The sequence below is a fragment of the Actinomadura verrucosospora genome (genome assembly GCF_039540335.1).
Taxonomy (GTDB): domain Bacteria; phylum Actinomycetota; class Actinomycetes; order Streptosporangiales; family Streptosporangiaceae; genus Spirillospora; species Spirillospora verrucosospora.
Genome location: NZ_BAABEV010000010.1, coordinates 1 through 14,897, shown reverse-complemented (window position 1 = coordinate 14,897; position 14,897 = coordinate 1). Strand labels below are relative to the sequence as shown.

Below are 14,897 nucleotides of genomic sequence, written 5' to 3'. Positions count from 1 at the left end.
CGACCACCCGCACGGTGGACGAGCCATCGAGCCCGGAGGAATGACTGGGGGCTGGGCGCAAACGCTGATAAAAAGCCGTAACCCCCATGAGACCCTGCCGCCGCCAAAGGACAAAGAATGGCCGAAGATTCCGGCGCCTCCACCGCCACGCCGTCCAACACCGACCCCGGCGGCCCGCCGCCTCACCGCTGGAGTGGCCGGTGAGTGACACCACGGCGCTCGGTGACCGGATGAAGGCGTACGAGCAGGCCACCCGCACGATCCTGCCGCGCCGCACCTACACGGTCGTGCGGGTCGACGGCCGGTCGTTCCACTCGTTCCTCCGGCACGCGGACCGGCCGTTCGACGACGCCGTCATGGCCGCGATGAACACCGCCGCCGAGGCCCTCTGCGCGGACATGTCGGGTGCGGTGTTCGCCTTCACCCAGTCCGACGAGTGCTCGGTGCTGCTGAGCGACTTCGCCGGGACGGGCACGGAGCCGTGGTTCGGCGGGGTGATCCAGAAGATGGCCTCGGTCGCGGCGTCGACGGCGACGGTCGCGTTCAACGACGCGTACGCGCCCGCGAGTGGTGCGTCGCCGGCGTCCCGGGCGACGTTCGACGCGCGGGTGTTCACGATCCCGGGCCAGGTGGACGTCGCGAACTACTTCCTGTGGCGGCAGCGCGACGCCGTCCGGAACAGCATCTCGATGGCGGCGCAGGCGCACTTCTCCCACAAGCGGCTCCACAAGATCGGCACCGGCGAGATGCAGGAGCTGCTGTGGAGCGAGGCCGGGGTGAACTGGAACGACTATCCGGCAGGCTGCAAGCGCGGGCGGGTCACGGTGCGGCGGACGGGGGAGCGGCCGGTGACCTACACCGACCGCCGGACCGGGGACCAGGTGACGACCACGGCGATCCGGTCGTGGTGGGAGACCGACGCCGCCCCGCACTTCACCGCCGACGCCGGCGGTTGGCTCGCTGAAACCGTCCCGCCGCTTCCCGCCCTAGCTGGGGAGCGCCAGGACTGACCCGCACCTCCTGGAGGCCGGGCAGGTGAAAGTCCTGCCAGCCGACGCGCGCCGCGGACGGCAGGCTCCGGGAGCCGGGCGACGGCCGTCGGTCGGTCGTCGCCCGGCGCCGGGTCGCTCTGCGGTGAATCCGCGGCACCGCCGCCATGGCGGCGGTGCCGCGCATCGCCGTCGGAGCTAGGCCGCGGCCCCCACCAGGCCGTGCGGGTCGAGGATGTACTTGCGCGCCGCGCCCCGGTCGAACTCGGCGTAGCCCTGCGGCGCCTGCTCGAGCGGGATGACCGACGCGTTGACGTTCTGGGCGATCTGCACCCGGTCGTGAAGGATCGCCATCATCAGCTGCCGGTTGTACTTCATCACCGGGCACTGGCCCGTGACGATGTACTGCGACTTGGCCCAGCCGAGGCCGATCCGCAGCCCGAGCTGGCCCACCCTCGCGTTCTCGTCCGACGCGCCCGGGTCCCCGGTGACGTACAGGCCGGGGATGCCGAGCCCGCCGGCGGTGCGGGTGACCTCCATGAGCGTGTTGAGGACGGTCGCCGGCTGCTCCGTCCTCGCTCCCTCGTGCCCCTGGCCGCGCGCCTCGAACCCGACGCAGTCGACGGAGGCGTCCACCTCGGGGACGCCGAGGATCTGCTCGATCTGCGCGCCGACGTCGCCGTGCTCCGACAGGTCGATCGTCTCGCAGCCGAAGCCGCGGGCCTGCTCCAGCCGCTGCGCGTTCATGTCGCCGACGATGACGACGGCGGCGCCGAGCAGCAGGCAGGCGGTGGCGCTCGCGAGGCCGACCGGTCCCGCGCCCGCCACGTACACGGTCGAACCGGTCGTGACGCCGGCGGTGTAGGCGCCGTGGTATCCGGTGGGGAAGATGTCCGACAGCATCGCCAGGTCGGGCAGCTTCTCCATCACGGTGTCGCGGTCGGCCGGGAACTTGAGCAGGTTGAAGTCCGCGTACGGGACGACCGCGTACGCGGCCTGGCCGCCGTGCCAGCCGCCCATGTCGACGTAGCCGTAGGCGGCGCCCGGGCGCTCCCGGTTGACGTTCTCGCACACGCCGGTGTTGCGTTCCTTGCAGTTGCGGCAGCGGCCGCACGCGATGTTGAACGGGACGCTGACGAGGTCGCCCTCCTTGATGAACTCGACGTCCCGGCCCGTCTCGATCACCTCGCCGGTGATCTCGTGGCCGAGCGTCAGCCCGGCGGGCGCGGTCGTCCGGCCGCGCACCATGTGCTGGTCGGAGCCGCAGATATTGGTCGCCAGGACCTTCAGGATGACGCCGTGCTGCAGCTTGCGCCCGCCCTGTTCGGCCAGTTCGAGCTTGGGGAAGTCCAGGTCCTCGACCGTGACCTCGCCCGGCCCCTGGTACACGACGCCTCGATTGGTGTCAGCCACGTCCTCTCCTTCCAGGTGGAGGGTCGGCTCGCAGGCGCCCGGAACGGCGGCCCGTGCTCGTCGCCCCCGTCCTCGGACGTCACGGGTGTCCACAATGGGTACGTCCGAGATGTACCCGGTTTCGTGCTTTTAGTCCGTTTTTCTGGCGCGGACGCCAGGGCCCGGACCTCGCGGGCCTGGCGGTGAAAGCTTGCGTTCTGGGTCTTGACGGACGAAATGTTCACGCTCACAATCGGCCCTACGCATCAGATGCCGGGCGCCGGCGCGAGGGCGGAGGAGGAGACGGTGGCGGACCACGGCTCGTCGAATCCACCGATCATGGCCGACGTCGCCCAGCTGGCGGGGGTGTCGCACCAGACGGTGTCGCGGGTGGTCAACGACCACCCGAACGTCTCGGCGCGGACCCGCGCCCGGGTGCTGGCGGCCATCGCCGAGCTCGGCTACCGGCCGAACTCGGCGGCCCGGACCCTGGTGACCCGGCGCTCCAGGACGCTCGGCGTGGTCAGCTTCGAGTCCACGCTCTACGGCCCGGCCTCGATGCTGCACGGCATCGAGCAGGCCGCCCGGAACGCCGACTTCTTCGTCAGCATCGTCAGCCTGCGGGCGATCACGCAGCGCGCCCTGCTGGACGCGGTCGGACGGCTGGCGGAGCAGGCCGTCGAAGGCGTCGTGGTGATCGCCCCGCACATCTCGACCAACGATGTGCTGGCGCAGGCCGGCCGGCTCGTGCCGCTGGTGGGGGCCGGGTGCGGGCCGACCGCGGGGGTTCCGATGGCGGCCATCGACCAGCGCGCCGGCGCCGTGGCGGCCACCCGCCACCTGCTCGATCTCGGGCACCGCACCGTCCACCACGTCGCGGGCCCCGCGACCTGGCTCGACGCGGTAGGCCGGGCCGACGGCTGGCGCGCGACCCTGACCGAGGCCGGAGCGGCGGTGCCGGAGACGCTGACCGGTGACTGGAGCGCCCGGTCGGGCTACGAGGCCGGCCGGCGGCTCGCGGAGGACCCCGCGGTCACGGCCGTGTTCTGCGCCAACGACCACATGGCCCTGGGCGTCCTGCGCGCCTTGCACGAGGCCGGCCGCCGGGTTCCCGAGGACGTCGGCGTGGTCGGCTTCGACGACATCCCGGAGGCCGCCTACTTCATCCCGCCGCTGTCCACGGTGCGCCAGGACTTCGGCGAGCTCGGCCGCCGTTCGCTGGAGCTGCTGGTGCAGCGCCTGGGCGGCTCCCCGGGGCCGCCGGGGAATGTGCTGATCCCGCCGGAGCTGGTGGTGAGGTCCAGCGCCCGGCCGGCCCCGCGCCCCTGACCCGACCGATGCCCCCGTACTCCAGCGATGAGGAAATTGTGAGCGCTAACAACGAGCAGGCCGCCTGCGTCGTCGGCGTCGACTTCGGCACGCTGTCCGGCCGGGCGGTCGTCGTCCGGGTCGCCGACGGCGCCGAGCTCGGCGGCGCCGTCCACGACTACGCCGACGCGGTGATCGAGAGTGCCCTGCCCGGCACGGGGGAGCCGCTCCCGCCCGACTGGGCGCTGCAGAATCCCGCGGACTGGCGGGCGGTGCTGAGCACCGCCGTCCCCGCGGCCGTCGCCGAGGCCGGGGTGGACCCGGCGCGCATCATCGGGATCGGCACCGACTTCACGTCCTGCACGGTGCTTCCCGTCCGGTCGGACGGCACCCCGCTGTGCGAGCTCCCGGAGACGTCCGCCCGGCCGCACGCCTGGCCGAAGCTGTGGAAGCACCATGCGGCGCAGCCGCAGGCCGACCGCATCACCGCGCTGGCGCACGAGCGCGGGGAGAAGTGGATCGCGCGGTACGGAGGGCGGGTTTCCTCGGAGTGGCAGTTCGCCAAGGCGCTGCAGGTCCTGGAGGAGGACCCGGACACCTACCAGCGTACGGAGCGCTGGATCGAGGCTGCGGACTGGATCGTCTGGCAGCTGGCCGGCCGCGAGACGCGCAACGCCTGCACTGCCGGCTACAAGGGCCTCTACCAGGACGGCGGCTACCCTTCCGCCGGCTACCTGGCCGCGCTGCACCCCGGCTTCGCCGACTTCGCGGCCACGCGGCTGGCCCATCCGCTCTCCCCGCTGGGGTCGCGGGTGGGGACGCTGACCGCCGAGGCGGCCCGCCTGACCGGCCTGCCGGAGGGCGTCGCGGTGGCCGCCGGGAACGTCGACGCCCATGTGACCGCGCCGGCCGCCCGCGCGGTCGGCGACGGCAGGCTGCTGGCGATCATGGGGACGTCGACCTGCCACGTGGTCAACAGCGCGGTCCTCGCCGAGGTGCCGGGGATCTGCGGCGTCGTGGACGGCGGCATCACCGCCGGGGCCTACGGCTACGAGGCCGGGCAGAGCGCGGTCGGCGACGTCTTCGCCTGGTGGACCCGCATGACCGGGCGGGACCACGCCGAACTGGCGGCGGCGTCCGCGGACGCGCCCGTCGGCTCGCACGGGCTGGTGGCCCTGGACTGGATGGGCGGCAACCGCTCGGTCCTGGTCGACCACCACCTGTCGGGCGTGATCGCGGGAATGACCCTGGCCACCCGGCCGGAGGAGGTCTACCGCGCGCTCATGGAGGCGACGGCCTACGGCACCCGGGTCATCGTCGAGGCCTTCGAGGCGGCCGGGGTCCCGGTCGAGGAGTTCGTCGTCGCCGGCGGGCTGAAACGCAACGCGGCGCTGATGCAGACCTACGCCGACGTCCTGCGCCGGCCGGTCTCCATCGCGGCCTCCGACCAGGCGCCGGCGCTCGGCGCCGCCATCCACGCCGCGGTCGCGGCGGGCGCCTACCGGGACGTGCCCGAGGCCTCGGCGGCGATGGGCCGGGTGGTCACCGCGGCCTACGCGCCGGATCCGGTCCGGTCCCGCGCCTACGACCTCCTCTACGCGGAGTACCGCGAACTGCACGACCACTTCGCGGCCCGGGGCGGCGGGAGCAGCGAGATCCTGCACCGGCTGCGCCGGCTGCGCAACGACGCGCTCGGCTCGGAAGGGGACCTGTGATGCCCGGCACGCACGACGAGGCGGTCCGCGCGCTGCGGCGGACCGTCAGCGACCTGCACGCCGAACTCGTCAGGTACGGACTGGTCGTGTGGACGGCCGGCAACGTCTCCGCCCGGGTGCCCGGCCGCGACCTGATGGTGATCAAACCCAGCGGCGTCTCGTACGACGACCTGTCCCCGGAGGCGATGGTGGTCTGCGACCTCGAAGGCGGGGTCGTCGAGGGCGACCTGCGGCCTTCGAGCGACACCGCCGCGCACGCCTACGTCTACCGGCACATGCCCGAGGTCGGCGGGGTGGTGCACACGCACTCCGCGTACGCCTGCGCCTGGGCCGCGCGCGGGGAGCCGGTGCCCTGCGTCCTCACGGCCATGGCCGACGAGTTCGGCGCGGAGATCCCCCTCGGCCCCTTCGCGCCCATCGGCGACGACTCGATCGGGCGCGGCGTCGTCGGCACGCTCCGGGGCCACCGCTCCCCAGCGGTGATCATGCGCAACCACGGCGTCTTCACCATCGGCGCGGACGCGCGGGCCGCGGTCAAGGCCGCGGTGATGTGCGAGGACGCGGCGCGCGCGGTGCACCTCGCCCGCCAGCTCGGCGACCCCGTCCCGCTGCGGCCCGAGGACATCGACCGCCTGCACCACCGCTACCAGAACGTCTACGGACAGCGTCCTTGACCCGCGAAGGGAGCAGCCCAGCGATGGCACCGACCATCTGGTTCCTCACCGGAAGCCAGTCCTTGTACGGCGAGGACACGCTCCGCCAGGTCGCCGAGCAGTCGCAGCGGATCGCCCGGGCCCTGGACGAGGATCCGGGCATCCCGGCGGCGGTGCGGTGGCGCCCGGTGCTCACCGGCGCGGAGGCCATCCGGCGGACGATGCTCCAGGCGAGCGCGGACGACGACTGCGTCGGGGTCATCACCTGGATGCACACGTTCTCGCCCGCCAAGATGTGGATCGCCGGGTTGAACGCCCTGCTCAAGCCGCTGCTGCACCTGCACACCCAGGCGAACGTGGCGCTGCCGTGGGCGAGCATCGACATGGACTTCATGAACCTCAACCAGGCCGCGCACGGCGACCGGGAGCACGCCCACGTCCAGACCCGGCTCGGCACGGCGCGCACCACGGTGGCCGGGCACACCACCGACCCCGCGGTGCGCGCGCGGATCGCCTCGTGGGTCCGGGCCGCCCGGGGCTGCGCCGACCTGCGGACGCTGCGGCTCGCCCGCTTCGGCGACAACATGCGGGACGTCGCCGTCACCGAGGGCGACAAGGTCGAGGCGCAGATCCGGTTCGGCGCCTCGGTCAGCGCCTTCGGCGTGAACGACCTCGTCGCGGCCGTCGACGCGGTGCCGGACCACCGGGTCGGCGAGCTCGCCGAGGAGTACGAGCAGGCGTACGCCGTCGTCCCGGAACTGCGGTCCGGCGGCGAACGGCACCCGGCGCTGCGCGACGCCGCGCGCATCGAGCTCGGGCTGCGCGACTTCCTCACCGCCGGGTCCTACCAGGCGTTCACCACCAACTTCGAGGACCTCGGCGGGCTGACGCAGCTGCCGGGCATCGCCGTGCAGCGCCTGATGGCCGACGGCCACGGCTTCGGCGCCGAGGGGGACTGGAAGACGGCCCTGCTGCTGCGGGCCCTCAAGAGCGCCGCCGCGGGACTGCCCGGCGGCACCTCCTTCATGGAGGACTACACCTACCACCTCGTGCCGGGCAGGGAGCTCGTCCTGGGCGCCCACATGCTGGAGGTCTGCCCCTCCATCGCCGCCGGCGTGCCCGCCTGCGAGGTGCACCCGCTGTCCATCGGGGGACGGCAGGACCCGGTCCGGCTCGTGTTCGACGCGGCGCCGGGACCGGGCCTCGTCGTCGGGCTGGCCGACCTCGGCGACCGGTTCCGGCTGGTCGCCAACGAGATCGACCTGGTGACCCCCCCCGAGCCGCTGCCCCGGCTGCCGGTGGCCCGGGCCGTGTGGGCGCCCCGCCCGGACTTCCGCACCTCGACCGAGGCGTGGCTGTCGGCCGGGGGACCGCACCACACGGTGCTGTCCCAGGCGGTCACCATCGAGATCCTGACCGACCTCGCCGAGATGACGGGCGTGGAACTGCTCGTCATCGACGGCGAGACCGACGTCGCCCGGTTCCGCCGCGAGATGCGCTGGAACCAGGCGTACCACCGCCTGGCGCAAGGCTTCTAGCCGCCAGGACCCCCCACCCCCGAGATCTGTGAGGAAACCCGTCCCATGACCAGATCACGCTTCGCGGTAAGGCTGGTCGCGCTGGCCGTGCTCGCCGGCGCCGCGATCGGCGGATTCGCCCCCTCGTCCACGGCGTCCGGCCGCCACCTCAAGCCCGGGATCGGCAAGGACCTGTTCGGCACGATGCCCGACGGCACCAAGGTCTGGCGCTACACCCTGACCAACGGCTCGATGCGCATCCGGGTGATCACCTACGGCGGCATCATCCAGACCATCGAGACGCCCGACCGGCACGGCAGGCTCGCCAACGTCACCCTGGGCTTCCCGACCCTCTCCGACTACCTCACCAAGAACAGCACCTACTTCGGGGCGCTCATCGGCCGGTACGGCAACCGCATCGCCAAGGGCCGGTTCACGCTCGACGGGCACGCGTACCAGCTGACCACCAACAACAACGGGAACACGCTGCACGGCGGCACGACCGGCTTCGACCAGCGCGTCTGGTCCGCGATCCCGGTCACGACCGGCGGCGGCGTCGCGCTCCGGCTGTCCCACACCAGCCCTGACGGCGACCAGGGATTCCCCGGCACCCTCAAGACCGACGTCACCATCTCCGTCACGCGGCACAACGCCATCCGGTTCGACTACCGCGCCACCACCGACAAGCCGACCGTCGTCAACCTCACCAACCACTCCTACTTCAACCTGTCGGGAGAGGGCAGCGGCACGGTCTACGACCACCGGCTCCAGATCAACGGTTCCCGGTACACCCCCGTCGGCTCGGCGGAGCTCATCCCGACCGGCCGGATCGCCCCGGTGCACGGCACCCCGCTGGACTTCACCCGGCCCACCGCGATCGGCGCCCGCATCCGGACCGGCTTCGACCAGCTCCTCCACGGCCAGGGCTACGACCACAACTTCGCCCTCGACGGCTCCGGCTGGAAGGTCGCGGCGCGCGTCCAGGATCCCGCCAGCGGCCGCACCCTGGCCATCTCCACCGACCAGCCCGGGCTCCAGTTCTACTCGGGCAACTTCCTCGACGGCACGCTGGTCGGCACCGGCGGCCGCGTCTACCGGCAGGGCGACGGGTTCGCGCTGGAGACCCAGCACTTCCCCGACTCGCCGAACCAGGCGGGCTTCCCCTCGACGGAGCTCGACCCCGGCCAGACCTACCACTCCACGACCGTCTACCAGTTCGGAGCCTGACATGGAGCGCATCGATCCGGCGGTCGAGGAGGCCGTCGACACTCTCGGCCTGAGCGAGCCCACCCGGCGCCGGCTGCTCAGCGGCGCCGGCCTGGTCAGCGCGACGGCGGCCGCTTCGGCGCTGCTGGCCGCCTGCTCCTCGGACAACAAGAGCTCGTCCTCGGCAGCGGGCGGGCCCGGGCACTTCCCGAAGACGCCGAACTGGAAGTTCGTGTTCGTCAACCACGTCACCACGAACCCGTTCTTCACGCCGACGCAGTACGGCGCGCAGGACGCCTGCGCCCTGCTGGGCTGCTCGTTCCAATGGACGGGCTCGCAGAACTCGGCGGTGCCGGAGATGGTCAGCGCCACCAACGCGGCCATCTCCGGCAAGGCCGACGGGCTCGCGGTCGCCGTGGTGGACAAGGCCGCCTTCCGGCAGCCGGTGGACAACGCGCTGAAGGCCGGGATCCCGGTGGTGTCCTACAACGCCGACGGCGCCAAGGACGACCCCGGCAGCAGCCGGCTCTCCTACATCGGCCAGGACCTGTACACCTCCGGCTACCAGCTCGGCGCCAAGATCGCGGGGCTGATGTCCGGGGGAGACGCGGTCGGCTTCATCGCCACCCCGGGCTCGCTCAACATCCAGCCGCGCATCGACGGCGCCCAGGACGCCATCAAGGCGTCCGGCAAGCCGATCAAGTTCACCTCGGTGGCCACCGGCGCCGAGGTGCCCAAGGAACTGTCGACCGTCGACGCCTACGCCCAGGGCCACAAGGACATCAAGGGCATGTTCGCGGTGGACGCCGGCTCGACCGAGGCCATCGGCAAGGTCATGCAGAAGTACGGCCTCAAGGGCAAGGGCGTGGTCGCGGGCGGGTTCGACCTCACCCCGGGCACGCTGGCCGCCGTCAAGTCCGGGGACCTGGACTTCACCATCGACCAGCAGCCGTACCTGCAGGGATTCCTGCCGGTGATGGCCCTCTGGTTCTACAAGCTGTCCGGCGGGCTGGTCTTCCCCCCGATGACCAACACCGGCCTGACCTTCGTCAACAAGCAGACCGTCGGCCCGTACCTGTCGACCAAGACACGGTACGAGGGGTCCAGCCCGGCCCAGCAGCTGGTGCCGCGGTCCGGCGCCATCGCTCACGTCTGACACGAGGAGGACGGAGTGAGCGAGAGCACCGTACGGGACCAGGCAGCGGCCCCGGGCACGCCACCGCGGCGGCGTGCCCGGGGGCTGCCCGGCCTCGCCACCGACGCGTTCCTGCGCCGCCGGGAGGCGACCATCCTCCTGGTGGCGCTCGGACTGCTGATCTACTTCCAGACCGCCAAGTCGGTCTTCCTGAGCCACGACAACCTGGTCAACGTCTCCCAGGGCACCGCGCCCTACGCCATCATCGCGGTCGGCGAGGTGTTCCTGCTCGTCAGCGGCGAGATCGATCTGTCGGTCGGCATGGTCTTCGCGCTGGCGCCCTTCCTCATGCACTACATGGTCGACTTCTCCGGCGTCTACCCGATCATCGCGATCGTGCTCGCGGTCCTCGCCGGGGCGCTCATCGGGCTCGGCAACGGGCTGGTGACAGTTGTGCTGAGGGTGCCGTCGTTCGTCGCCACCCTCGGCTCGATGTTCCTGGTGCAGGGCATCATGCTCACCACCTCCCACGCCTACCCGGCGCAGATCCCCGAAGCGGCCGACGGCCTGGCGGGCTGGTTCGGGCGCGCCCCCTGGGCGGAGCTGACCTGGTGCCTGGTGATCGTGGTCTTCTTCCACCTGGTGCTCACCCGCACCCGGTGGGGACTGCACACGGTCGCGACCGGCGGCAACCCGCTCGGCGCCGCGGAGGCGGGCATCCGCACCGGCCGTATCAAGATCGGCAACTTCATGCTCACCGGGGCGCTCGGCGCGTTCGCCGGCATCCTGGAGGCCTTCCGGGTCGGCTCCATCGATCCGAGCTCGGGCGGGTCGAACGCGATGTTCATCGCGGTCTCGGCGGCGGTCATCGGCGGCACCGCCCTGGCCGGCGGCTCGGGGACCGTGGTCGGCGCGCTGCTCGGCGCGCTGGTGCTGGCCGAGATGCAGAACGGCTTCAACCTCATCGGGATCAGCGCCAACCCGTTCAACATCATCCTCGGGTCGGCGATCATCATCTCGATGGTGCTGAACGTCCACCTGGCCCGGTTGCGAAGGGCGGGGCGCTCATGAGCGACGCTCTGCGGGTGGAGGGCATCAGCAAGCGCTTCGGCGGCGTGGAGGCCCTCGCCGACGTCACGCTGCGCCTCGGCAAGGGCGAGGTGCTCGGCCTCATCGGCGACAACGGCGCCGGGAAGTCCACCCTCATCAAGATCATCAGCGGTTTCCAGCGGCCGGACTCCGGACGCATCCTCATCGACGGGACGGAGGTGAGCCCGCGCTCGGTGGACCACGCCCGCTCTCTCGGCGTCGACACCGTCTACCAGGACCTCGCTCTGGTCAACGAGCTCAGCGTCTACCACAACATGTTCCTCAACCGGGAGCTGGTGCGCTGGCCGCTGCTCAGCAACCGCGCGATGCGCCGGCGGGCCGCCCGCCAGCTGGCCGACATGGGGGTGCGGATCCCGTCGGTGGACGTCGAGGTCGCCAAGCTGTCCGGCGGCCAGCGGCAGGCGATCGCGGTCGCCCGCTCGGTCTACTCCGACGCCCGCATCCTGCTGCTCGACGAGCCGCTGGCCGCGATGGGCGCCAAGGAGGGCACGATGATCCTCGACCTCGTCCGCGACCTCAAGGAGCGCGGCGAGGTGTCGATCATCATCATCGCGCACAACTACGCGCAGGTCCTCGACGTGTGCGACCGGGTCAACCTGCTGCAGCACGGCCGGATCTCCTTCGACAGGCCGACGTCCGAGACGTCCCTGCAGGAGCTGACCGACCTGGTCGTCGCCGACTACCGGCGCGGCCGGGGCCTGTAGACGCCCTCCGGGCCGGGCGCGCCGAGCCCGGCCCGGAGGCGTGACCCGCCGCCGCGACCGCGCCCGCCGGATGCGGGCACCGGCGCCGCCGCTCCGGCCCTATCGGGCGCCTCCGACGATCTCCCGCAGGGGGAAGCGCTGGAGCTTGCCGGTGGTGGTGCGGGGGAGTTCGCCGACGAACCGGACCGACCTCGGGTACTTGTACGGGGCGATCGTCCGCTTGGTGAAGTCCTGCAGCTCGGCGGCCTTGTCCGCGTCCCCCTCGACCCCGTCGCGCAGCACCACGAACGCCGTCACCACGGCGCCGCGGTCGGGATCGGGGGCGCCGACCACTCCGCATTCGAGCACGTCCGGATGCTCGATCAGCGCCTGCTCGACCTCGGGTCCGGCGATGTTGTAGCCGGACGAGATGATCATGTCGTCGCTGCGGGCCTGGTACCAGAAGTAGCCGTCGGCGTCGCGGACGTAGGTGTCGCCGGTGATGTTCCACCCGTCCTGGACGTAGGCCTTCTGCCGGGTGTCGGCGAGGTAGCGGCAGCCGGTCGGGCCGCGCACCGCGAGCTGCCCGGGGGTCCCGTCCGGCACCGGCCGGCCGGCGGCGTCGACCACGGCCGCCCGGTAGCCGGGGACCGGGACGCCCGTCGCGCCGGGCCTGATGTCGTCGTCGGCGGCCGCGACGAAGATGTGCAGCATCTCCGTCGAGCCGATCCCGTCGATGATCCGCACGCCCGTCTCCTCGTGGAACGCCCTCCACACCGCCGCCGGGAGGTGCTCGCCCGCCGAGACGCAGCGCCGCACCCCGGCCAGCCGCCCGGCCAGCCCGGCGGCCAGGATGGCGCGGTAGGTCGTCGGCGCGGTGAACAGCACCGTCACGCCGTGCCCGGCCGTGATCTCGGCGAGCTCGGCCGGGGCCGCCTTCTCGACCAGCAGGGCCGAGGCGCCCGCCCGGAGCGGGAACACCAGCAGCCCGCCCAGCCCGTAGGTGAACCCCAGCGGCGGCGACGCGGCGAAGACGTCGTCCGGAACGGGCTTGAGGAGGTGCCGGGAGAAGGTGTCGGCGATCGCCAGCACGTCGCGGTGGAAGTGCATCGTGGCCTTGGGGCGTCCGGTGGTGCCCGAGGTGAACGCCAGCAGCGCGACGTCGTCGGCCGCGGTGTCGACGTCCTCGAAGACGCCGTCCTTGGTCGCCGCCCGGGACACCAGGTCGCCGGCGTCGTCCGAGCCGTAGGGCACGGTCCGCATCCCGGGAGTCCGCGCCGCGGCCAGGTCGTCCAGGAAGCGGTGGTCGCACAGCGCCAGGCTCGGCCCGGCCAGCTCGGCGATGGTCGTCAGCTCCCGCGCGCGCAGCATCGGCATGGTCGTGATCACCACGCCGCCCGCCTTGAGCACGCCGAGCCAGGCCGCGGCGAGCCACGGGTTGTTCGGCCCGCGCAGCAGCACGCGGTTGCCGGGCACCAGCCCGAGGTCGTCGACCAGCACGCGGGCCACCTGGTTCGCCCGCCGCAGCACGTCGCCGTAGGTCCACAGGAGGCCGCCGGGGGTGCGCAGGCAGGGCCGGTCGGCGCCCACCGCCCTCACCGTCTCGTCCAGCAGGACGTGCGCGCAGTTGAGCCGGTCGGGGTAGGCGACCTCCGGGATCGTGAAGTCGAGGTCGGGCCATTCGTCGCGGGGAGGCAGGTTGTCGCGGCAGAACGTGTCGACGTGCGCGGAGGCGCTGAGCTCCATCGGGCCACCTCTCCATCCACGGCGGGCGAACGCCCCGGCCGGTGCGCCGGAGGCGTCGCGCTGGAATGAGCGCGGTCAGCGGGTGCGCTACAAAAAAATATAGCTGCGACGGGCGTGCCGTGGTAGTGGACCGGTGCCCCGGCCGCGGCGTCCCGCGCCGGCGGCCCTGGCCGCAACCGGCCTCGGCTCCGGCCCGGTGCCGGGACCCGCCGCATTGTTTAGCCATTGACTTATATAAGTCGCGTCGAAATAATAGCGTGATGCACGTGTTCGATGTCCTGGGAGACCCGGTGAGGCGCCGGATCCTGGAGCTGCTCGCCGACGGCGAGCAGACCTCCGGCGCCATCGCCGCGGTCATCCAGGCCGAGTTCGGGATCTCGCAGCCGGGGGTGTCCCAGCACCTGCGCGTGCTGCGGGAGAGCGGGCTCGCGACGGTCCGGGCGCGGGGCGCCCACCGCCTCTACGCCGTCGACTCCGCGACCCTGCGGGAGATCGACACGTGGCTGGAGCGCTTCCGCGGGTTCTGGACCCAGCATCTGGACGCGCTGGAAGCCGAGTTCGAGGACAAGTAGCCCGTCAGGCCCCGAGGAACTCGCCGCCGTTCAGATGCAGGGTCGCCCCCGTCACGTGCGGATGGGAGACCAGGAAGACGACGGCGTCCGCGCACTCGTCCATCGACAGGGTCCGCTCCAGCAGGGAGGCCTCGCGATGGCGGGCCCGGAAGTCGGGTGTCATGCGTCGGGCCACGGGGGAGTCCTCGACGATGCTGGGGGACAGGGCGTTGACCCGGACGTCCGGCGCGAGTTCCTTCGCCAGCGTCCGGACCAGGGCGATCGTGGCCCCTTTCGCCGCCGCGTAACACGGGTCGTAGCTTCCGCGGTAGGCGGCCGGGGACGAGAGGAAGACGATGCTCGACCCCTTCGCCAGCAGATGACGCGCGCTCCTGATGAACAGGAGCGGACCGGTGACATGCGTGGCGAACATCGCCGTCGCGTGCCGCCCGGTCAGCTCGGCGAGCGAGGCGCTCGGCTCCAGGTTCGTGGCGACGACGAGCGCGTCCAGCGGCGGGCACGCCGCCGCCGCCGCGACGACCGAGGCCTCGTCTTCGATGTCGAGGCCGATGTCGGCCCGCGGCGACCGCGACGCCACCAGGCACTCCCACCCGGCGCCCCCCAACCGCCGGGCCACGGCGCCGCCGATCGCGCCCAGCCCTCCGATCACGAGCGCGCGCCGCGGGTCTGCTTCCCGTGCCTGCACCGTGCGGCTAACGCGCGACCGTGCCCGGGGACGGCGCGTCGGGCACTGACGTGGACTTGGGCACGCCCTTGAAGGTGAACTTGGCGTTCTCGGCGGTGTCGGTGTTGTCGGGGTCGAAGCCCTCGGTGCCGACGATGACGATCTGGCCGGGCTTGAGCTCGTTGTAGAGGATCTTCTCCGACAGGG

General features: G+C 72.2%; 13 protein-coding genes. 10 read left to right on the top strand and 3 right to left on the bottom strand.

The genetic code is table 11. From position 1 onward, the window contains the following. The first annotated feature begins 200 nt into the window (after positions 1–200). Complete coding sequence (locus tag ABD944_RS13725; RefSeq protein WP_345175985.1) at positions 201–1,010, top strand: tRNA(His) guanylyltransferase Thg1 family protein; 810 nt, start codon at positions 201–203, stop codon at positions 1,008–1,010. Positions 1,011–1,187: 177 nt separating this feature from the next. Here the strand turns inward: ABD944_RS13725 and fdhA are convergent, their stop codons facing one another. Continuing rightward, on the bottom strand, positions 1,188–2,402 hold the full coding sequence (gene fdhA, locus ABD944_RS13720) for a formaldehyde dehydrogenase, glutathione-independent (protein ID WP_345175982.1): 1,215 nt from the start codon (positions 2,400–2,402) through the stop codon (positions 1,188–1,190). 318 nt (positions 2,403–2,720) lie between these two features. Between fdhA and ABD944_RS13715 the strand changes: the two genes are divergently transcribed. Genes ABD944_RS13715 through ABD944_RS13680 form a run of 8 tightly spaced genes read left to right on the top strand, consistent with a single transcriptional unit; the run spans position 2,721 to position 11,729 of the window. Then, a complete protein-coding gene (locus tag ABD944_RS13715) occupies positions 2,721–3,710 on the top strand; it encodes a LacI family DNA-binding transcriptional regulator (RefSeq protein ID WP_378188713.1) in 990 nt (329 codons plus the stop codon). Between the two features lie 38 nt (positions 3,711–3,748). Continuing rightward, positions 3,749–5,404 (top strand): ribulokinase, encoded by a 1,656-nt coding sequence (locus tag ABD944_RS13710; RefSeq protein WP_378188698.1) that lies wholly within the window; start codon positions 3,749–3,751, stop codon positions 5,402–5,404. Further along, positions 5,404–6,078, top strand: coding sequence for an L-ribulose-5-phosphate 4-epimerase (locus tag ABD944_RS13705; RefSeq protein ID WP_345175979.1), 675 nt, complete (start codon positions 5,404–5,406; stop codon positions 6,076–6,078). The genes ABD944_RS13710 and ABD944_RS13705 overlap by 1 nt, the downstream gene beginning before the upstream one ends. A gap of 23 nt (positions 6,079–6,101) precedes the next feature. Next, positions 6,102–7,595, top strand: coding sequence for an L-arabinose isomerase (gene araA, locus ABD944_RS13700; protein WP_345175977.1), 1,494 nt, complete (start codon positions 6,102–6,104; stop codon positions 7,593–7,595). A 45-nt stretch (positions 7,596–7,640) separates the two neighbouring features. After that, on the top strand, positions 7,641–8,801 hold the full coding sequence (locus ABD944_RS13695; protein ID WP_345175975.1) for an aldose epimerase family protein: 1,161 nt from the start codon (positions 7,641–7,643) through the stop codon (positions 8,799–8,801). Position 8,802: 1 nt separating this feature from the next. Then, positions 8,803–9,936, top strand: coding sequence for a sugar ABC transporter substrate-binding protein (locus tag ABD944_RS13690; RefSeq protein ID WP_345175973.1), 1,134 nt, complete (start codon positions 8,803–8,805; stop codon positions 9,934–9,936). Between the two features lie 15 nt (positions 9,937–9,951). After that, positions 9,952–10,986 carry an ABC transporter permease gene (locus ABD944_RS13685; protein WP_345175971.1) on the top strand — a complete coding sequence of 345 codons (1,035 nt, stop codon included), beginning with the start codon at positions 9,952–9,954 and terminating at the stop codon, positions 10,984–10,986. Then, positions 10,983–11,729 carry an ATP-binding cassette domain-containing protein gene (locus ABD944_RS13680; protein ID WP_179848675.1) on the top strand — a complete coding sequence of 249 codons (747 nt, stop codon included), beginning with the start codon at positions 10,983–10,985 and terminating at the stop codon, positions 11,727–11,729. Before ABD944_RS13685 ends, ABD944_RS13680 begins: the two co-directional genes overlap by 4 nt. A gap of 99 nt (positions 11,730–11,828) precedes the next feature. Here ABD944_RS13680 and ABD944_RS13675 read toward each other — a convergent pair whose 3' ends face one another. Further along, a complete protein-coding gene (locus ABD944_RS13675; RefSeq protein WP_345175969.1) occupies positions 11,829–13,454 on the bottom strand; it encodes an AMP-binding protein in 1,626 nt (541 codons plus the stop codon). Positions 13,455–13,714: 260 nt separating this feature from the next. Here ABD944_RS13675 and ABD944_RS13670 point away from each other — a divergent pair, with 260 nt between their 5' ends. After that, positions 13,715–14,026 (top strand): ArsR/SmtB family transcription factor, encoded by a 312-nt coding sequence (locus tag ABD944_RS13670; RefSeq protein ID WP_345175967.1) that lies wholly within the window; start codon positions 13,715–13,717, stop codon positions 14,024–14,026. Positions 14,027–14,030: 4 nt separating this feature from the next. On the opposite strand, the gene ABD944_RS13665 is transcribed toward ABD944_RS13670, so the two are convergent. After that, positions 14,031–14,675, bottom strand: coding sequence for an SDR family NAD(P)-dependent oxidoreductase (locus ABD944_RS13665; protein ID WP_345175965.1), 645 nt, complete (start codon positions 14,673–14,675; stop codon positions 14,031–14,033). Positions 14,676–14,897: the final 222 nt, after the last annotated feature.

Bases quoted from the DNA above. Each gene is read 5' to 3' on its own strand.
- ABD944_RS13715 (WP_378188713.1), top strand. From the start codon at position 2,721: ATGGCCGACGTCGCCCAGCTGGCGGGGGTGTCGCACCAGACGGTGTCG.
- ABD944_RS13705 (WP_345175979.1), top strand. From the start codon at position 5,404: ATGCCCGGCACGCACGACGAGGCGGTCCGCGCGCTGCGGCGGACCGTC.
- araA (WP_345175977.1), top strand. From the start codon at position 6,102: ATGGCACCGACCATCTGGTTCCTCACCGGAAGCCAGTCCTTGTACGGC.
- ABD944_RS13695 (WP_345175975.1), top strand. From the start codon at position 7,641: ATGACCAGATCACGCTTCGCGGTAAGGCTGGTCGCGCTGGCCGTGCTC.
- ABD944_RS13690 (WP_345175973.1), top strand. From the start codon at position 8,803: ATGGAGCGCATCGATCCGGCGGTCGAGGAGGCCGTCGACACTCTCGGC.
- ABD944_RS13680 (WP_179848675.1), top strand. From the start codon at position 10,983: ATGAGCGACGCTCTGCGGGTGGAGGGCATCAGCAAGCGCTTCGGCGGC.
- ABD944_RS13675 (WP_345175969.1), bottom strand. From the start codon at position 13,454: ATGGAGCTCAGCGCCTCCGCGCACGTCGACACGTTCTGCCGCGACAAC.
- ABD944_RS13670 (WP_345175967.1), top strand. From the start codon at position 13,715: ATGCACGTGTTCGATGTCCTGGGAGACCCGGTGAGGCGCCGGATCCTG.